20 protein-coding genes are annotated in these 22,099 nt (G+C 73.6%); 12 read left to right on the top strand and 8 right to left on the bottom strand.

Annotated elements, in window-relative coordinates; all coding sequences use genetic code 11:
• Positions 1-261: 261 nt before the first annotated feature.
• The 4 genes from tilS to folE all read left to right on the top strand — a co-directional run bounded on the left by tilS (position 262) and on the right by folE (position 5,078).
• Positions 262-1,422, top strand: a complete 1,161-nt coding sequence (gene tilS / locus STTU_RS13685) for a tRNA lysidine(34) synthetase TilS (RefSeq protein WP_007823759.1) — start codon at positions 262-264, stop codon at positions 1,420-1,422.
• 54 nt (positions 1,423-1,476) lie between these two features.
• Positions 1,477-2,037, top strand: a complete 561-nt coding sequence (gene hpt, locus STTU_RS13680; protein WP_007823758.1) for a hypoxanthine phosphoribosyltransferase — start codon at positions 1,477-1,479, stop codon at positions 2,035-2,037.
• Between the two features lie 255 nt (positions 2,038-2,292).
• Positions 2,293-4,341, top strand: coding sequence for an ATP-dependent zinc metalloprotease FtsH (ftsH, locus tag STTU_RS13675; RefSeq protein WP_007823757.1), 2,049 nt, complete (start codon positions 2,293-2,295; stop codon positions 4,339-4,341).
• 131 nt (positions 4,342-4,472) lie between these two features.
• Complete coding sequence (gene folE, locus STTU_RS13670; protein ID WP_007823756.1) at positions 4,473-5,078, top strand: GTP cyclohydrolase I FolE; 606 nt, start codon at positions 4,473-4,475, stop codon at positions 5,076-5,078.
• 214 nt (positions 5,079-5,292) lie between these two features.
• Here the strand turns inward: folE and STTU_RS13665 are convergent, their stop codons facing one another.
• The 6 genes from STTU_RS13665 to STTU_RS13640 all read right to left on the bottom strand — a co-directional run bounded on the left by STTU_RS13665 (position 5,293) and on the right by STTU_RS13640 (position 9,967).
• Positions 5,293-5,775 (bottom strand): DUF3180 domain-containing protein, encoded by a 483-nt coding sequence (locus STTU_RS13665; RefSeq protein ID WP_007823755.1) that lies wholly within the window; start codon positions 5,773-5,775, stop codon positions 5,293-5,295.
• Positions 5,776-5,847: 72 nt separating this feature from the next.
• The gene (folK, locus tag STTU_RS13660; protein ID WP_009067832.1) at positions 5,848-6,456 is read right to left on the bottom strand and encodes a 2-amino-4-hydroxy-6-hydroxymethyldihydropteridine diphosphokinase; all 609 of its coding nucleotides are present in this window, start codon (positions 6,454-6,456) and stop codon (positions 5,848-5,850) included.
• Positions 6,453-6,812 (bottom strand): dihydroneopterin aldolase, encoded by a 360-nt coding sequence (gene folB, locus STTU_RS13655; RefSeq protein WP_007823752.1) that lies wholly within the window; start codon positions 6,810-6,812, stop codon positions 6,453-6,455. The genes folK and folB overlap by 4 nt, the downstream gene beginning before the upstream one ends.
• Before the next feature lie 339 nt (positions 6,813-7,151).
• Positions 7,152-7,664 (bottom strand): nuclear transport factor 2 family protein, encoded by a 513-nt coding sequence (locus STTU_RS13650; protein ID WP_043255122.1) that lies wholly within the window; start codon positions 7,662-7,664, stop codon positions 7,152-7,154.
• The gene (folP, locus tag STTU_RS13645) at positions 7,661-8,524 is read right to left on the bottom strand and encodes a dihydropteroate synthase (RefSeq protein ID WP_078490375.1); all 864 of its coding nucleotides are present in this window, start codon (positions 8,522-8,524) and stop codon (positions 7,661-7,663) included. The genes STTU_RS13650 and folP overlap by 4 nt, the downstream gene beginning before the upstream one ends.
• A 264-nt stretch (positions 8,525-8,788) precedes the next feature.
• On the bottom strand, positions 8,789-9,967 hold the full coding sequence (locus STTU_RS13640) for an ABC transporter ATP-binding protein (protein WP_007823746.1): 1,179 nt from the start codon (positions 9,965-9,967) through the stop codon (positions 8,789-8,791).
• 317 nt (positions 9,968-10,284) lie between these two features.
• Here STTU_RS13640 and STTU_RS13635 point away from each other — a divergent pair, with 317 nt between their 5' ends.
• The 4 genes from STTU_RS13635 to STTU_RS13620 all read left to right on the top strand — a co-directional run bounded on the left by STTU_RS13635 (position 10,285) and on the right by STTU_RS13620 (position 14,280).
• Positions 10,285-11,016 (top strand): ABC transporter permease, encoded by a 732-nt coding sequence (locus tag STTU_RS13635; protein WP_043255119.1) that lies wholly within the window; start codon positions 10,285-10,287, stop codon positions 11,014-11,016.
• Positions 11,013-11,792 carry an ABC transporter permease gene (locus tag STTU_RS13630; protein ID WP_043255117.1) on the top strand — a complete coding sequence of 260 codons (780 nt, stop codon included), beginning with the start codon at positions 11,013-11,015 and terminating at the stop codon, positions 11,790-11,792. Before STTU_RS13635 ends, STTU_RS13630 begins: the two co-directional genes overlap by 4 nt.
• A gap of 85 nt (positions 11,793-11,877) precedes the next feature.
• Positions 11,878-12,864, top strand: a complete 987-nt coding sequence (locus tag STTU_RS13625; protein ID WP_043255114.1) for an ABC transporter substrate-binding protein — start codon at positions 11,878-11,880, stop codon at positions 12,862-12,864.
• A 402-nt stretch (positions 12,865-13,266) separates the two neighbouring features.
• Positions 13,267-14,280: a hypothetical protein gene (locus STTU_RS13620; protein ID WP_234019228.1), complete on the top strand. Its 1,014-nt coding sequence runs from the start codon at positions 13,267-13,269 to the stop codon at positions 14,278-14,280.
• Between the two features lie 184 nt (positions 14,281-14,464).
• Here STTU_RS13620 and STTU_RS13615 read toward each other — a convergent pair whose 3' ends face one another.
• Positions 14,465-15,847: a PH domain-containing protein gene (locus STTU_RS13615; protein WP_420713572.1), complete on the bottom strand. Its 1,383-nt coding sequence runs from the start codon at positions 15,845-15,847 to the stop codon at positions 14,465-14,467.
• A 101-nt stretch (positions 15,848-15,948) separates the two neighbouring features.
• Positions 15,949-16,542: a PH domain-containing protein gene (locus STTU_RS13610; protein WP_043257377.1), complete on the bottom strand. Its 594-nt coding sequence runs from the start codon at positions 16,540-16,542 to the stop codon at positions 15,949-15,951.
• Positions 16,543-16,663: 121 nt separating this feature from the next.
• Between STTU_RS13610 and STTU_RS13605 the strand changes: the two genes are divergently transcribed.
• The 4 genes from STTU_RS13605 to STTU_RS13590 all read left to right on the top strand — a co-directional run bounded on the left by STTU_RS13605 (position 16,664) and on the right by STTU_RS13590 (position 22,093).
• Positions 16,664-17,806 (top strand): NADH-quinone oxidoreductase subunit D, encoded by a 1,143-nt coding sequence (locus tag STTU_RS13605; protein WP_007823735.1) that lies wholly within the window; start codon positions 16,664-16,666, stop codon positions 17,804-17,806.
• 256 nt (positions 17,807-18,062) lie between these two features.
• Positions 18,063-19,289, top strand: a complete 1,227-nt coding sequence (locus STTU_RS33025; RefSeq protein ID WP_007823734.1) for an SAM-dependent methyltransferase — start codon at positions 18,063-18,065, stop codon at positions 19,287-19,289.
• A gap of 408 nt (positions 19,290-19,697) precedes the next feature.
• Positions 19,698-20,888 carry a sensor histidine kinase gene (locus STTU_RS13595; RefSeq protein ID WP_007823732.1) on the top strand — a complete coding sequence of 397 codons (1,191 nt, stop codon included), beginning with the start codon at positions 19,698-19,700 and terminating at the stop codon, positions 20,886-20,888.
• Between the two features lie 587 nt (positions 20,889-21,475).
• On the top strand, positions 21,476-22,093 hold the full coding sequence (locus STTU_RS13590) for a response regulator (RefSeq protein ID WP_007823730.1): 618 nt from the start codon (positions 21,476-21,478) through the stop codon (positions 22,091-22,093).
• Positions 22,094-22,099 lie beyond the last annotated feature (6 nt).

Below are 22,099 nucleotides of genomic sequence, written 5' to 3'. Positions count from 1 at the left end.
GCCCGCCGCCCGTTACCCGAGAACGAGCCCCGCACGTGCCCCGGCGGCAGTGAAACGCCCCGGTAATCACCCATCCGAGGGACCGTGAGCCCTCGGCGGGCGTGCGATGCTCGAAGAAGGGCCCCCTTCTGTCACCATCTACGCACCCTGCGTGACAACCGGGGTGGTGGACGAACGCCGCGCGCCCACGCGCCGTACGGCCGTCCCCCTCCCCGCCCCGGCCCCCGGGGGCACACGCGCTCCAACGAAGGGAACACGGACATGGGTCCCCATCCCGCGGTCGCGGCGATACGTCTGGCGGTCCGCCGCGCCCTGCACGACATCCTCAGCGAGAACGCCGCAGGCCCCCTCGGCCCCGGCGCACGCCCCGCCCCCCGCGACCCCGAGCCCCCGGCGATGGCCGCGGCGGCCCCGCCCGACCCCCTCCCCGCGGGCCCCGCCGACAGCGGTCCCGACTGGGCCGCGCGCCTCCTCCACTCGCGCCGCCCCTTCCCCGCCCCGGACCCCGCGGCGCCCCTCGTCCTCGTCGCCTGCTCCGGCGGCGCCGACTCCATGGCCCTCGCCTCCGCCCTCGCCTTCGAGGCCCCCCGCCTCGGCATCCGCGCCGGGGGCGTCACCGTCGACCACCGCCTCCAGGAAGGCTCCGGCCGCCGCGCCGCCGAGGTCGCCGCCCGGCTCACCGCCCTGCGCCTGACCCCCGTCGAGGCCGTCGCCGTCGACGTCGGCCGCGCCGGAGGACCCGAGGCCGCCGCGCGCGAGGCCAGGTACGCGGCACTCGACGCCGTCGCCGAGGAGCACGGCGCCGCCGCGATCCTCCTCGGCCACACCCGCGACGACCAGGCCGAGACCGTCCTCCTCGGCCTCGCCCGCGGCTCCGGCACCCGCTCCCTGTCCGGCATGGCCGAGATCTCCGGGCCCGGCGGACGCTACCGCCGCCCCTTCCTGCGCATCGACCGGCAGACCGCCCGCAAGGCGTGCATGGTCCAGTCGCTGCCCGTGTGGGACGACCCGCACAACACCGACCCCGCCTACACCCGCTCCCGGCTGCGCCACGAGGGCCTGCCCGCCCTGGAGAAATCCCTCGGCAAGGGCGTCGTCGAAGCCCTCGCCCGTACGGCCCAGCTCTCCCGCGACGACGCCGACGCACTCGACGCCTGGGCCGCGCGCGCCGCCGGGACCGTCCGCGACGAGCACGGCGCACTCGACTGCGCCGGCCTCTACGCCCTGCCCGCCGCCGTCCGCCGCCGCGTCCTGCGCGCCGCCCTCCTCGACGCGGGCGCCCCCGGCGGAGCGCTCTTCGCCGCGCACATCGAGGAGGTGGACCGGCTCATCACCGCCTGGCGCGGGCAGCGGGCCCTCAACCTCCCCGGGAAGGTCGAGGCCAGGCGGCTAGGTGGCAGACTGGTCATCCGGCAAGGCTGAGGCGCGCGCCCACGGGCGGGCGCGCCGCCGCCCCCGGTTCGACAGACGAAAGTGATGCGCGTGGACGCGAAAGACATGGGCTCCGACCTCCAGTCGGTCCTCCTCACGAAGGAAGAGATCGACGCGAAGCTCGCCGAGCTGGCCGCCAAGATCGACGCGGAGTACGCGGGCAAGGACCTCCTCCTGGTCGGAGTCCTCAAGGGCGCGGTGATGGTCATGGCCGACCTCGCCCGCACCCTGTCCACCCCGGCCACGATGGACTGGATGGCCGTCTCGTCCTACGGGGCGGGCACCCAGTCCTCCGGCGTGGTGCGCATCCTCAAGGACCTCGACACCGACATCAAGGGCCGCCACGTCCTGATCGTCGAGGACATCATCGACTCCGGGCTCACCCTGTCGTGGCTGCTCACCAACCTCGGCTCGCGCGAGCCCGCCTCGCTGGAGGTGTGCACGCTGCTCCGCAAGCCCGACGCCGCGAAGGTCGCGATCGACGTGAAGTGGACGGGCTTCGACATCCCCAACGAGTTCGTCGTCGGCTACGGGCTCGACTACGCGGAGAAGTACCGCAACCTGCCCTTCGTCGGCACCCTCGCCCCCCACGTCTACGGAGGCTGACGGCCGCGCGCCCGCACGACGGCGTCGCTCGCACGGGTCACCGGGGCCCGCGCGAGCGCGCCGGGCCGAGGGCGCGTCACACTCCGCGGGCCGCCCCGGGAACCCGGACGCCTCCTCCTCCGTTGGACGAGGCGTAACCAGGTTCCCCAGCACTCCCCTGCGTCTTCGGGTGACAATGCTGGGGTACCGTCCGAAGAACAGTCTTTATCTCACTCACTATGGCAGGAGGGACGGGGCGCATCCCGCTCCGTGTGGATGGACGTGAAGCGATACTTCCGTGGGCCGGTCATGTGGATCGTGCTGGCCGTCCTCGCCGTGGTCGTGTTGATGCAGTTCGTCGGTTCGTCCGGCGGCTACAAGACGGTGGACACCGGTCAGGTCGTCAAGGCGATCGACCAGGACAAGGCGAAGGCGGTCAAGCTCAGCACCGGCGATGACCACATCATCAAGGTCGAGCTGAAGAAGGACCAGAAGGTCAAGGGGAGCAGCAAGATCCAGGCGAGCTACATCGGTGACCAGGGCACCGCACTCGCCGACACGCTCCAGCAGAAGTACCAGGACAACAAGATCCCCGACGGCTACACCGTCCAGCCGTCGAAGCAGAGCCCGTTCCTCAGCATCCTCTTCTCGTTGCTGCCGATCATCGTCATCGTCCTCATCTTCCTGTTCCTCATGAACCAGATGCAGGGCGGCGGCTCCCGCGTCATGCAGTTCGGGAAGTCCAAGGCGAAGCTCCTGACGAAGGACACCCCGAAGACGACCTTCGCGGACGTCGCGGGCTCCGACGAGGCCGTCGAGGAACTCCAGGAGATCAAGGAATTCCTCCAGGAACCGGCGAAGTTCCAGGCCGTCGGCGCCAAGATCCCCAAGGGCGTCCTGCTCTACGGGCCTCCCGGTACGGGCAAGACGCTCCTCGCCCGCGCGGTGGCGGGCGAGGCCGGGGTGCCGTTCTACTCGATCTCGGGTTCCGACTTCGTCGAGATGTTCGTCGGTGTCGGTGCCTCCCGTGTGCGCGACCTCTTCGAGCAGGCCAAGGCGAACGCCCCGGCGATCGTCTTCGTCGACGAGATCGACGCCGTGGGCCGGCACCGCGGCGCGGGCCTCGGCGGCGGGCACGACGAGCGCGAGCAGACGCTCAACCAGCTCCTCGTCGAGATGGACGGCTTCGACGTGAAGGGCGGCGTCATCCTGATCGCCGCCACGAACCGGCCCGACATCCTCGACCCGGCGCTCCTGCGCCCGGGACGCTTCGACCGGCAGATCGCCGTCGACCGCCCCGACATGCAGGGCCGCCTGGAAATCCTCAAGGTGCACGTGCAGGGCAAGCCCGTCACCGACGGGGTCGACCTCGCCGCCGTCGCCCGGCGCACCCCGGGCTTCACCGGCGCCGACCTCGCCAACGTGCTCAACGAGGCCGCGCTCCTCACCGCGCGCAGCGACAAGAAGCTCATCGACAACAGCATGCTCGACGAGGCCATCGACCGCGTCGTCGCGGGCCCCCAGAAGCGCACCCGCATCATGTCGGACAAGGAGAAGAAGATCACCGCGTACCACGAGGGCGGACACGCCCTGGTCGCGGCGGCTTCCCCGAACTCCGACCCGGTGCACAAGATCACCATCCTGTCCCGGGGCCGCGCCCTCGGCTACACGATGGTGCTCCCGGACGAGGACAAGTACTCGACCACGCGCAACGAGATGCTCGACCAGCTCGCCTACATGCTGGGCGGCCGGGCCGCGGAGGAACTCGTCTTCCACGACCCGACCACCGGCGCGGCGAACGACATCGAGAAGGCCACCGGAACCGCCCGCGCCATGGTCACCCAGTACGGGATGACCGAGCGGCTCGGCGCGATCAAGTTCGGCGGCGACAACTCGGAGCCCTTCCTGGGCCGTGAGATGGGCCACCAGCGCGACTACTCGGAAGAGGTCGCGGCGCTCGTCGACGAAGAGGTCAAGAAGCTCATCGAGACCGCGCACAACGAGGCGTGGGAAATCCTCGTGGAGAACCGGGACGTCCTCGACAACCTGGTCCTCTCGCTCCTGGAGAAGGAGACGCTCGGCAAGGAGGAGATCGCCGAGATCTTCGCCCCGATCGTGAAGCGCCCGGCCCGCCCGGCGTGGACCGGTTCGTCCCGCCGGACGCCCTCCACCAGGCCGCCGGTGCTCTCGCCGAAGGAACTCCAGCTCACGCACGGCGCCCATGGCACCGCGGGCGCCAACGGCACCCAGCCGAGCCAGGTCTCCGTCGACAAGACGCCGCAGGCCGAGCCCGAGTCCTCCCCGGAGGACCGCGGCGAAAGCTGAGCACGGCGAGAGCCGAGCCCGGAATGAAGCCCGTCCCCGCCAGGTTTTAGCCTGGAGGGGGCGGGTTTTCCCGTATCCCCAGGTCCGGGCACCGGCCCCGGGCGGCGGCACGGCAACGGAACGAGGCAGACATGACCGACCCGGTGACCCTGGACGGCGAGGGCACGATCGGTGCCTTCGACGAGAAGCGGGCCGAGAACGCCGTCCGCGAACTCCTCCTCGCGGTGGGCGAGGACCCCGACCGCGAGGGGCTGCGCGAGACCCCGGGCCGGGTCGCCCGCGCCTACAAGGAGATCTTCGCCGGGCTGTGGCAGGAGCCGGAGGACGTCCTCACCACGACCTTCGACCTCGGGCACGACGAGATGGTCCTCGTGAAGGACATCGAGGTGCAGAGCACCTGCGAACACCACCTCGTGCCCTTCGTCGGCGTCGCCCATGTCGGCTACATCCCCGCGTCGGACGGCAAGATCACCGGGCTCTCCAAGCTCGCCCGCCTCGTCGACGTCTACGCCCGCCGCCCCCAGGTGCAGGAACGTCTCACCACGCAGGTCGCCGAGGCGCTCATGCGGATACTGGAGCCGCGCGGGGTCATCGTCGTCATCGAGTGCGAGCACCTGTGCATGTCGATGCGGGGCGTGCGCAAGCCCGGCGCGAAGACCCTCACCTCGGCCGTGCGCGGACAACTGCGCGACCCGGCGACCCGGGCCGAGGCGATGAGCCTGATCATGGCGCGATGACGGTGCGGTGACGGGCTGAGCTTTCGGCGGTGGGGGTGTGCGGAGCTGCGGGCGCCGAGCTTTGGCCGGGGGCGGGCCGGGGCCGGACCGGCGGGGTGGCGGTGGGAGGCCCGTACCGCTGGAGGGCGTACCGACCGCTGAAGGCCGTATCACTGGGAAGCCCGCCCGTATCGCTGGGCCGCTGTGCCCCGTGCCCGCGAGGCTTCTGCTTCTGTCAGCTCGCCGGGTGCGGGGTGTCGTCGTCGTGGTCCTCGGGGAGCTTGCAGACGTGCTCCAGGAAGAAGGCGACGGCGACGACGGCCGCGCCCGCGAGCACCGTGAGACCGGCGTAGACCGCCTGGTCGCGACGGGCCGGTTCGTCGAGGCGGGTCAGGAGGAACACGCCCATGCCGCCGTACAGACCGGCGACGACCGCGGCGACGAGGGCGCTCGCCTGGCCGAGGACGACGGCGCGGGCCGTCTGGAGCGGATTGACCCCCTCGGCCTCCGGCCTGCGCTCGCGCTGGGCGCGGAGCCGGGAGCGCGTCGACAGCGCGGTGGCGAGGAGCAGCGCGGCGAGTGCGAAGAAGACGACGGGCGCGGCGACGGGCACGGACGGAAGCTGCCCGTACGCGTCCCAGAGCCGGGCCCCGGCCCAGGCGAGCACCCCGGCCACGAGGAAGATCCCGGCGAGCACCCGGAGGCGGAGCTTCTGCACCTGACTGTCGTCCCTTCGTACGCCCACGGGCCCCGTGGCCCGTCCGCGAGCGCCCCTCGTCGACCCTAACGGCTATTCGGGGACGATCAGTTCCAGGTCCCGGCGCGGGGTGACGCCCTCGTCGCCGACCGCCGCGAGGAGGTCACCGACCGTACCGCGGCCGGGCAGGCTCGCGCCGGGCTCGATGTCGGCCCAGGGCGCGAGGACGAAGGCGCGTTCGTGGGCGCGCGGGTGCGGGAGCGTGAGTACGGGGTCGTCCGAGACGACGTCCGCGTACGTGACGATGTCCACGTCCAGCGTGCGCGGCCCCCAGCGCTCGGCGCGCTCGCGGTGGAACGCCTCCTCGACCGCGTGCGCGCGCTCCAGGAGCGAGGAGGGCGGCAGGGTCGTGCGGATCGAGACGACGGCGTTGAAGTAGGAGGGCTGGCTGCCCGGCTCGACGCCCCAGGGCTCGGTCTCGTAGACGGGCGAGACGGCCTTGACGCGCAGGCCCGGGGTGTCCTCCAGGGCGTCGATCGCGCCCTGGAGGTTCTCCAGGCGGTTGCCGAGGTTCGAGCCGAGGGCGACGACGGCGCGGTGCGGGTTGGACAGCGTGGTGTCGGCGGCGTCCACCTGGGCGACGACGGACGCCGGCACCGGCTGGACGGTGGGGTCCCCGTGGACCTGGTCGCGTGCGGTCATGCTCGGCTCCGGGTGATGGTGACGGTCACGTCGTCGAAGGGGACCGTGATGGGTGCTTGGGGTTTGTGGACGACGACCTCGACCTCGCGCACGGCCGCGTGCCGCAGGCAGGTCCGCGCGATGCGCTCGGCGAGGGTCTCGATGAGGTCCACCGGCTCGCCCTCGACGACGGCGACGATCTCCTCGGCGACCACTCCGTAGTGCACCGTCCGCTCCAGGTCGTCCCCGGCGGCGGCGGGGCGCGTGTCCAGACCGAGGCTCAGGTCGATCACGAAGGTCTGGCCCTCCTCGCGTTCCTCGGGGAAGACACCGTGGTGTCCCCGGGCGCGCAGGCCGCGCAGCGCGACACGATCCACGTACTCACTCCAGCGGTCGTCGGCCCCCCGAGGGTTCCCCGTCCGGCGCGGGCGGCGCCGTCCGGCACGGCGGGGCCGCGTTCGAATGCTTCTGGCGTATTCGAATCTACCCGCGCGGGCTGACAGGGGGCGATGGCGGGTGGGGAGCCGGCAGCCGTGTGCGCGCAGCCCCCGCCCTCCCAGGGGGCACCCCTGCAACAAGTCTTTCAGCGATTCGGCCCCCCACTCGACCACCCCCCGCAATCTGTGGATAACTCCGCACAAGTCAAAAATCCGCTCACTCTTCCGAGTGAGCGGATTTTTCGCCCGGAGCACGCGGGTGCCGCGTCGCGCTACGGTTCAGGCCGGCGTCGCGTCCCCCGGCCCCCGGGGCTCCTCGTCGGGACCGTCCTCCTCGTCGTCGTCCCTGGTCAGGACGGGCGAGGCGTGGTGCGACCACAGGCGCCAGCCCGCGGCCGTGCGGCGGAAGAGGTTCGTCGCCACGACGAGCTGACCCAGGAGCGGGCCCGGACCCTCCTCGTCCTCGGGGGCCGGGGCGCCCGAGAGGATGTTCTCGGTGCAGGTCAGCAGTGCCGTCTGGCCGTGCACCGTGACCGCGACATCGGTCAGGAAGAACTGGATGTACTCGGTGTTCGCCATGATCACCGCGTAGCTGCGCAGCACCTCGCCGCGCCCGCTGAGCACCGGCCACCCCGGGTGCACGCACGCGATGTCGGAGCCGTCCCCGTCGTTGACGTCGTCCGTCGTGTCCAGCCACAGCCCCGCGAGCGCGTCGAAGTCGCCGGCCTCCATCGCCGCGTAGTAGGCCGCGTTCGCCTGCTCGACCTCCTCGGCCGCCGTGCGCGCGCTCACCGGGCGGCCTCGACGGCGCGCGCGACGCGCACCGCGTCCGCGCTCGCCCGTACCTCGTGCACGCGTACGCCCCAGGCGCCGCCCGCCGCCGAGAGCGCCGAGACCGCGGCGGTCGCCGCGTCGCGTTCGCGCGCGGGCGGCGGGGCCGCCGAGGTGTCGCCCGCGAGCACGCGGCCGAGGAACCGCTTGCGGGACGCGGCCACGAGGAGCGGGCGGCCGAGCGCGCGCAGCCGGTCGAGGTGCGCGAGGAGTACGAGGTCGTGCTCGGTCGCCTTCGCGAAGCCGAGCCCCGGGTCGAGCAGGACGCGCTCGGGCGCGACCCCCGCCCCGACCACCGCCGCCATGCGCTGCTCCAGCTCGCTCACCACCTCGCCGACGACGTCCGCGTAGACGGCGCGGGCGTTCATGTCCTCGCTGAAACCGCGCCAGTGCATCACGACGAACGGCGCGCCCGTCGCGGCGACCATCGGGACCATCGCGGCGTCGGCGAGGCCCCCGCTCACGTCGTTGACGAGGTGCGCCCCCGCGTCGAGCGCCGCCTCGGCGACCCGGGCGCGCATCGTGTCGACCGAGAGCGTGACGCCCTCGGCGGCGAGCGCCCGCACGACGGGCACGACCCGCCGCAGCTCCTCCGCCTCGTCGACGCGCGAGGCGCCGGGGCGCGTCGACTCGCCGCCGACGTCGACCAGGTCGGCGCCCTGCGCGACGAGTTCGAGACCGTGCTTCACCGCGGCCTCGGTATCGAACCAGCGTCCTCCGTCCGAGAACGAATCGGGCGTCACGTTGACCACCCCCATGACCGCGCACCGGTCCCACTCGGGCAGACCCTCGACGCGACCGCGCCCACGCAACGTACTCATGGCGCCCAGGGTAGGCGCTGCACGGGCGCGGGAGCGGGCGCGCGGGCACGCGGGTCCGGCGCGGCGACGCTGGTCAGGGGCGTACGCGGGAGGCGCGGGACCGCGGGGCGGGACGCGGCGCGGCGGTACGGGGACGGGGCGGCGGTACGGGTGTGGGGCGGCCCACACCCGCGGCCACGCGAGCCCGTGGCAACGTCGCCACCCGAACCGCGCACCCGCGGCCGGGTGACGGCAGGTGACCCCGTTCCGCCGGCCCCCCGCCGCTCAGACCGAACTGACCGTCTCCAGGGCGATCTCGGCGCGTGCCACGTCGCGCGCGTCCGCCGCCGTCGAGCGGCGCAGGGCCTCGTGGAGGCGGGCCGGGGTGAGGACGCCGAGGAAGCGGTCGCCGTCGCCCGGATCGGTCACGGCGATCCAGCCCGCGTCGTGCTGCAGCATCGTCGCGAACGCCTGCTTGAGCGTCGCGCCGACGGGCAGCCACGCCTCCATGCGGCGGACGCGGTCCGCGACGGTGCCGGTCTCCGGCAGCGCGTCGGCCCCGTCCTCCGTACCGCCGATCCAGCCGCGCAGCGCGCCCGTGCCGTCCAGGACGACGGCCCAGCGGGCGTCCTCGGCGCGCAGGCGCGCGGAGACCGCGGCGAGCGGGTCGTCGAGCCGCACGACGGGCGGCTGTTCGAGGTCGCCGGGCTCGATCGGTGTGACGGAGAGGCGCTTGAGGCCGCGGTCGGCGCCGACGAAGTCCGCGACGTACTCGGTCGCGGGGGCGCCGAGGACGGTGCTCGGTGTGTCGAACTGCTCGATGCGGCCCGCGCCGTAGACGGCCATGCGGTCGCCGAGCCGGACCGCCTCCTCGATGTCGTGCGTCACGAAGAGGACCGTCTTGTGCACGGCGGCCTGGAGGCGCAGGAACTCGGACTGGAGGCGCTCGCGCACGACAGGGTCGACCGCGCCGAACGGCTCGTCCATGAGGAGGACCGGCGGGTCGGCCGCGAGCGCGCGGGCCACGCCGACGCGCTGACGCTGACCGCCGGAGAGCTGCTCGGGGTAGCGGTCGCCGTAGACGGAGGGATCGAGGCCCACGAGATCGAGGAGTTCGGCGGCGCGGGCGCGCGCCTTCGCCTTCTTCCAGCCGAGCAGGTGCGGCACGGTCGCCGTGTTGTCGAGGACCGATTTGTGGGGGAAAAGGCCCACTTGCTGAATGACATAGCCGATGCGGCGGCGCAGTTCGACCGGATCGATGCCGGATATGTCCTCGCCGTCGAGGAATATGTGCCCGGCCGTCGGCTCGATGAGCCGGTTGACCATCTTCATCGTCGTGGTCTTGCCGCACCCGGAAGGGCCGACGAGGGTGACGAGTTCACCGGCCGCGACCTCGAAGGACAGGTCGTCGACGGCCGTGGTGCCGTCCTCGTACCGCTTGCTGACGTGCTCGAACCGGATCATGGGTCCCCATTGTGGTCGGTCTTGTGTCTCCAGTGTTGCCGCTTGTTGCCGGAATGCGACGGGGCGACGAAGAGTTCGGAGGATTGTCAGTGGCCCGGGTTAGGGTCGCGGCAGATCGACCACGTGTGCGAACGCGCGCGAGCGGGCGGCGCTGCGGGCACGGCTCGGGCGGACGCCCGGACCTCGTGACGGCGGCTCGGACGCGGCTCGGTCACGGTACGGACGCGGCGGGGTTGGCGTGCGTGCCGGCGGGTAGTCGGACGGCTGTTCTCGGGAGGTCCGGGGGCGAACAGGGACCGGAGGAGGTGGGCTCGCGCATGAGCGGACAGAACTGCTTGGTCACGAACGAGTGGATCTGCGGCGAGTATCTGCGAACCCGCAGCCAGGAACTGATGGACGCGACGGTGCAGCACGTGCTCATCACCGTCGTCTCGGTCGCGATCGGCCTCGCCGTCGCGCTGCCGCTCGCCGTCCTCGCCCGCCGCTACAAGCCGCTCGCGGGCCCGGTGCTCGGCCTCACCACGATCCTCTACACGGTCCCCTCGCTCGCGATGTTCTCGCTGCTCCTCCCCGTCTTCGGGCTCTCCCCGGCGCTCGTCGTGACGGGCCTCGTCCTGTACTCGCTGACGATCCTCGTGCGGAACATCCTCGCCGGGCTCGAAGCGGTCCCCGAGGAGGCCCGCGAGGCCGCGCGCGGCATGGGGTACGGGTCCTGGCGCCTCCTGTGGGAGGTCGAACTGCCCCTCGCGCTGCCCGCCGTGCTCGGCGGCGTCCGCATCGCGACCGTGTCCACCGTCGCGCTCACCACCGTCGGCGCGATCGTCGACTACGGCGGCCTCGGCTCCCTCATCCTCGACGGCCTCGACACGACCTTCAAGGCGCAGGTGCTCGCCGCCTCCGTGCTGTGCGTCGTCCTCGCCGTCGCCGCCGACCTGCTCCTCCTCGGCCTCCAGCGGCTCCTGACCCCGTGGACCCGCGCGGGCCGTGTGCCCCGCAAGGCGCGCCGCGCCGCTTCCCGTACGAACCCGGCGCCCGCGGAGGCGATATGAACGCGCTCACCGGAGCCTTCGACTGGCTCGGCGCCGGGAAGAACTGGCGCGGCGACGCCGGTGTCCAGCACCGCCTGATCGAACACCTCGGCTTCACCGGCCTGAGCATGCTCGTCGCCTGCCTCATCGCCCTGCCCGTCGCGCTCTGGCTCGGCCACCTCGGCAAGGGCGGCGCGCTCGCCGTCAACATCTCCAACATCGGCCGCGCCATCCCCACCCTCGCCCTCCTCGCGCTGCTCTCGCTGACCCCGCTGCGGGAGCACGGCGAGACGCCGACGCTCATCGCGCTCGTCCTCTTCGCGATACCCCCCGTCCTCACCAACGCCTACATCGGCATGCGCGAGGCCGACCGCGCCGTCGTCGAGGCCGCGCGCGGCATGGGCATGAGCGGCGGGCAGGTCTTCCTGCGCGTCGAACTGCCCCTCGCCTTCCCCCTCCTCATGACCGGGATACGCAGCGCCGCCGTGCAGACCGTCGCCACCGCGACCCTCGCCGCGATACCTGGCGGCGGCGGACTCGGCCGCGTCATCACCGCGGGCTTCAACCTCCAGAACACCTCCCAGGTCGTCGCCGGAGCCCTCCTCGTCGCCGCCCTCGCGCTCCTCGTCGAAGGACTCCTCGTCCTCGTCGCCCACTGGGCCGACCCGATGCGGCACCGCAGGACCGGGGGCACGGGTACGGAGACGGACGGCGGCGCGGGCGCCGCCGCGAGCGGCGGTACGGAGTCCGGCGGCGGTACGGGCGCGGGCGCCGAGCCGGCCGCTGCCGCCGCCTGAGCCACGCACACCCGCGCCGGGCGCCGCCCTCGCGACCTCTCGCGCTACGACACCCCCTTGTGAACCGATGAACGGAGACCCCGACATGAGCAGGAACACGCACCGCGCGCGGCTGGCCGGAGCGGTGCTCGCCACCGCGGCACTCGCCGCGGGGCTCACCGCGTGCGGCGGCGACAGCCTGGAGGACAACGGCAAGGACTCCTCCGCCGCCAAGAGCGACGACGGCGGCGGCAAGAAGGGCTCGCTCGTCATCGGCGCCGCCCGCTTCACCGAGGCGAAGGTCCTCGCCGAGCTGTACGCGGGGGTCCTCGCCGACGCCGGGTACAGCACCTCCGTCAAGACCGTGCAGAACCGCGAGGTGTACGAGCCCGAGCTGCGCAAGGGCTCCATCGACGTCGTCCCCGAGTACGCGGCGACGCTCGCCGAGTGGCTCAACCACGCGAAGAACGGCGAGAACGCGAAGCCCGTCGCCTCCAGCGACGTCGACGCGACCGTCGCCGCGCTGCGCAAGCTCGCCGAGCCGCAGGGCCTCAAGGTCCTCGACGCGGGCAAGGCCGTCGACCAGAACGCCTTCGTCGTCACGAAGGACTTCGCCACCGAGCACAAGCTCAAGACCCTCTCCGACCTCGGCAAGTCGAAGGAGAAGGTCACCGTCGCCGCGGGCGACGAGTGCGCGACCCGCCCCTTCTGCGCGCCGGGCCTGAAGAAGACGTACGGCATCAACGTGGCCGGAATCGACCCCAAGGGCGTCGGCACCCCGCAGTCCAAGCAGGCCGTGAAGGACGGCAAGGACCAGCTCGCCCTCACCACCACGACCGATGCCACGCTGGAGAGCTACGGACTCGTCGTCCTGGACGACGACAAGAAGCTCCAGAACGCGGACAACATCATTCCCGTCGTCAACGCCAAGGACGCGGGTGACTCCGCGATAGCCAGTGCGCTCAACAAGCTCAACGAGACCCTCACGACGGACGATCTCGTGGAACTCAACCGGAAGGTCGACGCGGAACGCCTGAAGGAGAAGGACGTCGCCGCGGATTACCTGAAGGAGAAGGGGCTCGTGAAGGGCTGAGCGGAATTCCGGAGGGGCGGGGCCCGTCGTACGGGGGCTGAGCGGGCTGTCGTACGGCGCCGGGCCCGGCTGCCACGCAAGGCCCGGCCGGGGCTGCCGCCCGAGGCCCGGCGGGGCTGTCGTAGGCGGCCGATCCGGGTTGTCGCACGGCGCCTGGCCGGGCTGCTGTACGGCTTCACGGCCCCGGGCCGGGCTGCCGCACGGCTGCCGCGTGGCATCCTTACCGGCGTGGTGCGGGTGCCGCGCGGCGGGTCCCGCCTGCCTCCGGGAGCGGCCCGATGGCGCATACATGCGGAATTTCCGGGTCCGTTCGTGCGGGCTTCGCGCTTTTCCTCACCTGACGGCCTGACATGTTTCCGGCCGGGGCTCCGTAAATTGCCTACGCGCGGTAAGTTTCTGGCCATGCCACACGGACGTCACCGTCACTCCCCACCATTGCACCGGCTGCTGCCGCCCACCGCGATCGCCGTGGTGGCCGTGCTCGGGGCCGGGGCCTCCTGGTTCAGCGGCCAGGCGCTCGTCCTGCGCGGCCTCGTGCTCCTCGTCGCCGTCGCCGCCCTCACCGGCGCCGTCGTCATGCGCCGCTGGGACAGCGTCGCCGGGCTGCGCGTCGCCGAACTGGACCGTGCGCGCGGCGCCGACGAGTGGCGCCACGAGGAACGCGTGGCCGAGCTGGAGACCGAGCTGGAGGAATCACGCGAGCAGCGGGGCGAACTCGCCCGCAAGGTCCGCGCCAAGCGCGCCGAACTCGCCGCGCTGCGCAACGAGCACGCCGCCCTCCTGCGCCGCTACGCCGCCGCCGAGACCGGCCGCGCCAACGCACTCGAAGGCCGCCGCAGGCTCGCCATCGAAGCCGCTTCCCCGGCCCGCGCCCTCCCCCCGGCGGGCACCGACCGCCGCCCGGCCCCGCAGCCGCCCGTGCCCCCCGGCACCCGGCCCACACCGGAGCTGTACGGGCGCGCGAACGCGGCCCTGACCGCCCTCGCGCACCGCGCGGCCCAGGCCGGCAAGGACGCCCGGCCCCGTACGGCTGCCCGGCCCGGTACGGCTGCCGAGTCCCGTACGGCCGCGCAGGCCCCCGCGGAGCACGGTTCGCCCCGGTCCGCCGCCTCGCTCCCGCCCGCCCGCCGCCAGATCGCCGCCGCCTCCGCCTTCGGCCCGGCCCCGGCCCCGCGCCGCCCGGTCCCGCAGGGCAGCTTCGACTTCTTCGGCACGCACGGCGCCGCCGAACCGGCCCCCCACCCCGCCGAGGTCCCCGCCGCCGTCCGTGAGGCCGTGCAGCACGCCGACCTCGCCGATGTCGTGGGCCAGGAGGCGGCCGAGGCCGCCGCGACGGAGGAGGTCATCGACCTCACGGCGCACGACGAGACGGAACAGCTCGACGTCGGGGGACTGCGCCAGGCGATGGGGGCCTGACCTCCGCAGCTTGTGACGGCAGGAAGGCGCGGGCCACGTGGTCCGCGCCTTCGGCGTGTACGGGGCACCGCGGAGGCGGGGAAACGGCGTGCGCGCGCGTCTTCGGGCAGCGAGCGTCGGCGCATGACCGCTCCCGACGCCGAGAGCACGCGCGACGCCCTCGCGAGGCTCCCCGCGCCGTGGCTCAGGGGCGCTCGCGCGACCACTGGGCGGGCGGGGACGCCTTGCGGCTCGTGCGGGAGCGGGCGGCCTGGGCGTGGAAGACGGTGCGCGCCTCGTCGGCCGCGCGGGCGCGGGCCCGGACCGTACCGTTCGCGCCGTGGTCGACGGCGAGCGAGGCGAGGCCGAGGGCACGTTCCCAGGGCCCTTGCGTGAAGTGGACGCTCTGCACCTTCGCGTGCGGGACGAGCGAGGTCGTACGGCGCAGCACACCCTGCCGGGCGACGAAGAGGTGCCCGTCCACCGCGAGGCCCTGGCCCCGCCACCACCACGCGAGGCGCCAGCGCGCGCGGGCCGGGGGACGTACCGGCTCCGGCACCCCCGTACCCGGCAGCACCCGCGCCACGAGCGCCCGGCCCGCCGCGTACGGCGCGACCGGGACCAGCACCGAGTTCTGCGAGCCCGCCACGTGCAGCTCGACCCGCACCCACCCGAAGGCCCGCCACAGCAGCGGCTCCACGAGCCGTACCGACTGCACCCGGCCCGGCGGCACCGTCTCGTGCGCCGTCTCCAGGAGCCCGTGGTCCAGACGCAGCCCGTCGGGCGACTCGCCGACCGTCCAGTCGTAGGCGTTCGCGTACGCGCGGAACAGCTTCGTCGCGGCGCCGCCCACGATCGGGACCGCCGTCACGGCGATCGACCACAGGCTGTGCGATGCCGTCCACAGCAGCCACGACACGAACGCCGCGCCGCACAGCGAACCGAACAGGCCACCGCTCAGCAGCACGGACCCCGCGAGCTGCCCCGGCGCCACCCGCCACAGCACCCGCCGCTCCGCCTCGTCCGGCCCCCGCACCGCGCCCCCCGCGGCCCGCGCGAGCAGTTCGGCGCGCAGCACCCGCGCCTCCGCCTCCGCGAGATACGCCAGCTCGTCCCTCGACTTCGCGCCCACCACGTCGAGCTTCAGCTTCGCGACCCCGGCGAGCCGCCCGAGCAGCGGACGCGTCACGTCCACGGCCTGGAGCCGGTCGAGACGGATGTGCGCGGTACGCCGGAACAGCACCCCCGACCGGATGCGCAACTCGCTCTCCGTCACCGCGAACCACGTCACCCACCAGCTCAGCACCCCGTACACGCAGGCGACGAGGATCACGCCGAGACTCGCGAGCACGAGCGTCCCGGTCGCGAGCGCCGACAGCTGCCGGTACGTCCCGTTCGGGTCGTGCACCGCCCAGCCGAGGATGACGGCGACGGGCGCCCAGGCGCGGCGGAGGGGGGTGAGGGGGTGGAGGCGGCGTTCGGGGCGGGGCTCCGGGCCGGGGAGGAGGACGGGGGCGGCGTGGGCGGGGCCTGCGGGCGGCGTTTTTGCGTACGGGCCCGGCGGCGGTGGCTCGTAGGAGCCTGGCAGTCGTGGCTCGTGAGGGCCCGGGGGTGGTGGCTCGTGAGGGTGTGGCGGTGGCGCCTCGTACGGACCCTCGTACGGGCCCGTCGGCAGCCCGGCCGTGCCGCTCACAGGCCCGCCGATCGGGCCTCGCCGAGCGCGGTGAGCCGGTCGCGCAGCCGTTCGGCCTCCGCCGGGACGAGCCCGGGGACGCGCGCGTCGCTCGCCGCCGCCGCCGTGTGCAACTGCACGCTCGCGAGGCCGAAGCGGCGCTCCACCGGGCCCGAGGTCACCTCGACGAGCTGCATCCGCCCGTACGGGACGATCGTCTCGCGCCGCCACAGCACCCCGCGCGCGAGAAGCAGGTCGTCGGCGCGCTCGCGGTAGCCCCACGAGTGCCAGTTCCGCGCGAGCAGCACCCAGCCGCAGGCGAGCACGGCGAGCGGCAGCAACGCGAAGAGCGCCCACACCGGTCCCGCGAGCCAGCCCACGAGCCCGGCGACGAGGACGGTGAGCGGGACGGTGCAGAGGGAGAGGAGCAGACGGCGGAGGGCGAGGACCTGACGGGGGAGACGGAGCCAGGGGGTGTCGGCGGGGGGTGCGCCCGGGGGAGCGCCGGGGGGTGGGGGAGTGCGGGGGCCGGCGGGAGCTTCACCGTCGCGGGCCGTACGGCCGGACGGGGCCGCGGGGCCGGTGGGGCTCGTGCCGGCCCCCGGAGCCATGCCGTCGCCCCGGTCCGTACCGCCGCTTCGGCCCGTGCCGCCGCCGTCCGCTATGCCGTCGTCCGCGCCCGCGCGCGTCCCCGTCTCCATCCGTCCAGCGTAGGTGCGAGAGACTGAAACCATGACGGAGACCGTGATCGGCATTGGCGGCGCGGCCGAGAGCACCGACATGGTGCTGAACATCGGCCCCCAGCACCCCTCCACGCACGGCGTGCTGCGGCTGCGGCTCGTCCTCGACGGCGAACGGATCGTGAGCGCCGAACCCGTCATCGGATACATGCACCGCGGCGCGGAGAAACTCTTCGAGGCCCGCGACTACCGTCAGATCATCATGCTGGCGAACCGGCACGACTGGCTCTCCGCGTTCTCCAACGAACTCGGCGTCGTCATGGCCGTCGAGCGGATGCTCGGCATGGAGGTCCCCGAGCGCGCCGTCTGGCTGCGCACCCTCCTCGCCGAACTCAACCGCGTCCTCAACCACCTCATGTTCCTCGGCTCGTACCCGCTCGAACTCGGCGGCATCACGCCCATGTTCTACGCCTTCCGCGAGCGCGAGGAACTCCAGGCCGTCATGGAGGAGGTCTCCGGCGGCCGGATGCACTACATGTTCAACCGCGTCGGCGGCCTCAAGGAGGACATCCCGCTCGGCTGGCCGGAGCGCGTCCGCACCGCGCTCGCGCGCGTCCGCGAGCGGATGCCCGACTACGACGGGCTCATCCTCGGCAACGAGATCTTCCGCGGCCGTACCCGCGACGTCGGCGTCCTCTCCGCGCGCACCGTCCACGCGTACGGGGTGAGCGGGCCCCTCGCACGCGCCTCCGGCGTCGACTTCGACCTCCGCCGCGACGAGCCGTACCTCGCCTACGGGGAACTCCAGGACGTGCTCCGCGTCGTCACCCGCGAGGAGGGCGACTGCCTCGCCCGCTTCGAGTGCCTCCTCGACCAGACCCACAACTCCCTCGACCTCGCCGAAGCCTGCCTCGACCACCTCGCCGAACTGCCGCCCGGCCCCGTCAACCAGCGCCTCCCCAAGGTCCTGAAGGCGCCCGAGGGCCACACGTACGCGTGGACCGAGAACCCCCTCGGCCTCAACGGCTACTACATGGTGTCGAAGGGCGAGAAGACGCCGTACCGCCTCAAGCTCCGCTCGGCGTCCTTCAACAACATCCAGGCGCTGACGGAGCTGCTGCCGGGGACACTGGTGGCGGACATGGTGGCGATTCTGGGGTCGCTGTTCTTTGTGGTGGGGGATATCGACAAGTAGGGGGCAGGGGGCAGGGGGCAGGGAGGCAGGGGGTGCCGTGCGGGGCGGGCCGGTTCCGGTGAGGGGTGCGGGCCGACGCGGAGGCGGCTCGCGCGGGCGGTGCGTGCTTGCGGGGGCCGTACGCGATGGCGCTGCGGGTTCGTATGGGGGAACGAGGGCCGGGCCGCCTGGCTAGGGTGCGCGTGTGACCGCTCGACCCGCCGCCCCCGAAGCCTCCTCCGTACCGCCGCCGTGGCCGCTCCCGTGGCGCGAAGCCATGGCCACGGCCCTCTACGGGCCGGGCGGCTTCTACCGCTCCGCCGGGCCGGGACCCGCCGCGCACTTTCGCACCTCCGTGCACGCCTCCCCCCTCTACGCACGGGCCGTCGCCCGCCTCCTCACCGAGGTGGACACCGTGCTCGGCACCCCGCCCGCGCTCGACTTCGTGGACATCGGCGCCGGTCGCGGTGAACTCCTCACCGGCGTCCTCGCCGCCCTCCCCCCGGCGACCGCCGCGCGAGTGCGCCCGTACGGGGTCGAGCGCGCCCCCCGGCCGGAAGGGCTCGACGCGCGCATCGGCTGGGGCGAGGAGATCCCCGGCCACGGGCTCACCGGTCTGCTCTTCGCCAACGAGTGGCTCGACAACGTGCCCGTCGACGTCGTCGAGACGGACGCGGAGGGCGTCGCACGGATCGTCCTCGTCGCACCGGACGGGAGCGAGCGGCTCGGCGAGCCCGTGAGCGGCGCGGACGCGGAGTGGCTGGCGCGGTGGTGGCCGATGGGGGAGGGCGAGGTGTGTTCCGGTGCGGGGGCTGGGGCCGGGGCGGGGGGTGGTGTCGGTTCGGGTCGTGTCGGGGCGGGGTTGCGGGGCGGGGCTGGTGGGCGGGTCGAGCCGGGGGTGCGGGCTGACCCAGGATTGCGGGCCGAGCCGGGGGTGCTGGCTGAGCTGGGGGTGCAGGTCGAGCCGGGGTTGCGGGCCGAGCCGGGCACGGGGCGTGATGCGGCTTGGGCCGCGGCCGTCTCGCACCTCGGGCGAGGTCTCGCCGTCGCCGTCGACTACGCGCACTCCGCGCACACACGCCCCGCCTTCGGAACGCTCACCGCTTTTCGCGCGGGCCGCGAGGTCGCCCCCGTACCGGACGGCACGACGGACCTCACCGCCCACGTGGCACTCGACGCCTGCGCCGCCGCGACCGCGCACCATGGCCCGGCGACCCTCACCCGCCAACGCGAGGCGCTCCGCGCGCTCGGCCTCGCGGGGAGCAGACCACCCCTGTCCCTGGCGAGCACCGACCCGGCCGCGTACGTCCGGGCGCTGGCGGGGGCCGGGGAGGCGAGCGAGCTGACCGACCCCGCCGGGCTGGGGGCCTTCGGGTGGCTGCTCCAGACGGTGGGGCTCGGAGCGGACGGGACGGGCACGGCAGTACGGGCCATGCCGGACGCGCCGGGGCTGTCGGCGCTGTTGGGGGAGGGGGCCCGGGGCGAGGGGGAGGCGGGGCGGTGAAGGGTGAGCGGGGCGCTGGGGGCGGCGGTGAGGGGGAGCGGGGTGGTGGAGCGTAAGCGGGGTGCTGCGGGCGGCGGTGAGCGGGAGCGGGCCGGGGCGTGCGGGGTGGGTCGCGGGCCGGGGTGAGTGGGGGGGAGTGGTGAGGCTGGGGTGACTGGGCCGAGTGGTGGGCCGGGGTGAGCGGGGGACCGGTGAGCCCAGGTGCCTGGAGCGTGTGGCGTGGCGGGCCCGGGTGACTGGAAATGCTGGCCGGGTGAGTGGGGGCCGAGGGCCCGCGACCCCGGGTGGCGCGGGGGCCGGTGACCGGGGCGGAGGGGGGTCTCTCCACCTTGGGGAGTACGGTGATCGCTTCCGGATCGGCCCTTCGGCTGACCCCTCCCCCTCGTCCCCGTTCCTACGCTGGGCAACGTGCAGCGCCTCTACGACCTCATCCGCAGACACCCCTCGTGGGTCGACGGGTGCTGGGCCGTGCTCCTCGTCGTCGTGACGCTCCTCACCTTCGCGGGCCAGCACGGGCAACGCAGCATCCCGCTGTCCGTCATCGTCCTGATCGGCCTCGGCTGCGTCGTCGGGCTGCGCCGCCGCAGCCCCGAACGCGTCCTGCTGCTCGCCATCGTCCTCGGCGTCGCCCAACTCGTCCTCGACGTACAGGTCTTCGTCGGCGATTTCGCACTCCTCGTCGCGGTCTACACTGCCGCGTCCCAAGGCGCGCGCTGGTCCTCGCGCCTCGCCCTCGTCGGCGCCTTCCTCGCCGCACCGCTCGCGGAGGTGCGCTGGCCCACCCGTACCACCGGCACCTCCGAGGCGATCTTCTTCACCGGCATCCTGATGGTGCCCTTCGTCCTGGCGTGGGTCATGGGCGACTCCCTGCGCACCCGCCGCGCCTACTTCGCCCACCTCGAAGAACGCGCCGCCCGCCTCGAACGCGAACGCGAGGCACAGGCGAAGGTCGCCGTCGCCGCCGAACGCGCCCGCATCGCCCGCGAACTCCACGACGTCGTCGCCCACAACGTCTCCGTCATGGTCGTCCAGGCCGACGGCGCCGCCTACGTACTCGACGGCTCGCCCGAACAGGCCCGTACCGCCCTGGAAACCATCTCCGCGACCGGCCGACAGGCCCTCGCCGAGATGCGCCGACTGCTGGGCGTGCTGCGCACCGGCGAACCCCGTGAAGCGGGCGAGTACGTGCCCCAACCCGACGTCGACCAGATGAACGAGCTGATCGAGCAGGTCAGAGGCGCCGGGCTGCCCGTCGACTTCCGCATCGAGGGCGCGGTACGGCAACTCCCGCGCGGCGTCGAACTCACCGCGTACCGCATCGTGCAGGAAGCCCTCACCAACACCCGCAAACACGGCGGCCCCGACGCCGGGGCCAGCGTCCGCCTTGTCTACTTCGACGACGGCCTCGGCCTCCTCATCGAGGACGACGGCCGCGGCGCCCCCACCGCACTCGCCACCGACCGCGGCGCCGACGGCGCCGGCCACGGCCTCATCGGCATGCGCGAACGCGTCGGCATGGTCGGCGGCACCCTCGACGCGGGCCCCCGACCGGGAGGAGGCTTCCGCATCAGCGCCCTCCTCCCCCTAAAAACAACCTGACCCTCCGGGGGGCCTCCCCCCCCCGCCCCCCGCCCCCTCCCACCCCACCCACCCCGCGCCGCTCCGCCCGCCCACCTCGCTCTCTCTCCTCACCCCGGCCCCCGCCCACACCACACCCGCCCGCCCCTCACCTCCGCGCACGCCGCGCTCCCGCCGGGCGCCCACCTCCGCCCCGTCCCCGAAGGAACCCCATGCCGCCCACCTCACCCCCACGCCGCGACACCCCCGACCCGAGCACTCCGGGGTCACGCGCTGACAGCCCACGCCCGAGCAGCCCTCGCGCCTTCCGCCCAGGCGCTCCTCTTCCCGGCGCCCTCGGCTCAGGCAGCCCTCTCCCCGGCACAGCCAGCATTAACGACTCCACCTCTGCCCCGGGCACCCCAGGCACCCCAGGCCCCGGGCCAACCACCCAAGGCCCCACGGGCCCCGCCACCCCCGGCCCCGGCAGCGCCGCCCCCAGCAATCCCGCCCCAGGCCACCCGAGCCCCGGCCCCGCCGACTCCGGCACTCCCGCTCCCCCCTCGCCCTCCGCTCCCATCCGCATCCTCCTCGTCGATGACCAAGCTCTGCTCCGGGCCGGGTTCCGGATGGTGCTGGCCTCGCAGGGGGATCTGGAGGTGGTCGGTGAGGCGGGGGACGGGTTGGAGGCGCTTGAGGTGCTGGAGCGTGTCGAGGTCGATGTCGTGTTGATGGATGTACGGATGCCGCGGCTCGACGGGGTCGAGGCGACGCGCCGGATTCATGAGCGGGCCGGTGCGCCGCGCGTGCTGATCCTCACCACCTTCGACCTCGACGAGTACGCCTTCTCCGCCCTGCGCGCGGGGGCCAGCGGCTTCATGCTCAAGGACGTGCCGCCCAGCGAACTGGTCGCCGCGATCCGCGCCGTGCACAGCGGGGACGCCGTGGTCGCGCCGAGCACCACGCGCCGGCTGCTCGACCGCTTCGCCCCGATGCTTCCCGGCACCGGCCCCGCCACCCACCCCGAACTCGACCGGCTCACCGGCCGCGAGCAGGAAGTCATGCGGCTCGTGGCGCAGGGCCTGTCCAACGGGGAGATCGCCGCCAGGCTCGTCCTCTCCGAGGCCACCGTGAAGACCCACGTCGGCCGCGTCCTCACCAAGCTCGGCCTGCGTGACCGCGTGCAGGTCGTCGTCCTCGCCTACGAGACCGGCATCGTCCGCGTCGGCGGCGGCCCCGGCGCCTGAATCACC

Origin of the sequence: Streptomyces sp. Tu6071, assembly GCF_000213055.1 — a bacterium.
Taxonomy (GTDB): domain Bacteria; phylum Actinomycetota; class Actinomycetes; order Streptomycetales; family Streptomycetaceae; genus Streptomyces; species Streptomyces evansiae.
This window is presented reverse-complemented; position numbering and strand designations above follow the sequence as displayed.

Bases quoted from the DNA above. Each gene is read 5' to 3' on its own strand.
- tilS (WP_007823759.1), top strand. From the start codon at position 262: ATGGGTCCCCATCCCGCGGTCGCGGCGATACGTCTGGCGGTCCGCCGC.
- hpt (WP_007823758.1), top strand. From the start codon at position 1,477: ATGCGCGTGGACGCGAAAGACATGGGCTCCGACCTCCAGTCGGTCCTC.
- ftsH (WP_007823757.1), top strand. From the start codon at position 2,293: ATGGACGTGAAGCGATACTTCCGTGGGCCGGTCATGTGGATCGTGCTG.
- folE (WP_007823756.1), top strand. From the start codon at position 4,473: ATGACCGACCCGGTGACCCTGGACGGCGAGGGCACGATCGGTGCCTTC.
- folK (WP_009067832.1), bottom strand. From the start codon at position 6,456: ATGACCGCACGCGACCAGGTCCACGGGGACCCCACCGTCCAGCCGGTG.
- folP (WP_078490375.1), bottom strand. From the start codon at position 8,524: ATGAGTACGTTGCGTGGGCGCGGTCGCGTCGAGGGTCTGCCCGAGTGG.
- STTU_RS13640 (WP_007823746.1), bottom strand. From the start codon at position 9,967: ATGATCCGGTTCGAGCACGTCAGCAAGCGGTACGAGGACGGCACCACG.
- STTU_RS13635 (WP_043255119.1), top strand. From the start codon at position 10,285: ATGAGCGGACAGAACTGCTTGGTCACGAACGAGTGGATCTGCGGCGAG.
- STTU_RS13630 (WP_043255117.1), top strand. From the start codon at position 11,013: ATGAACGCGCTCACCGGAGCCTTCGACTGGCTCGGCGCCGGGAAGAAC.
- STTU_RS13625 (WP_043255114.1), top strand. From the start codon at position 11,878: ATGAGCAGGAACACGCACCGCGCGCGGCTGGCCGGAGCGGTGCTCGCC.
- STTU_RS13620 (WP_234019228.1), top strand. From the start codon at position 13,267: ATGCCACACGGACGTCACCGTCACTCCCCACCATTGCACCGGCTGCTG.
- STTU_RS13610 (WP_043257377.1), bottom strand. From the start codon at position 16,542: ATGGCTCCGGGGGCCGGCACGAGCCCCACCGGCCCCGCGGCCCCGTCC.
- STTU_RS13605 (WP_007823735.1), top strand. From the start codon at position 16,664: ATGACGGAGACCGTGATCGGCATTGGCGGCGCGGCCGAGAGCACCGAC.
- STTU_RS33025 (WP_007823734.1), top strand. From the start codon at position 18,063: ATGGCCACGGCCCTCTACGGGCCGGGCGGCTTCTACCGCTCCGCCGGG.
- STTU_RS13590 (WP_007823730.1), top strand. From the start codon at position 21,476: ATGGTGCTGGCCTCGCAGGGGGATCTGGAGGTGGTCGGTGAGGCGGGG.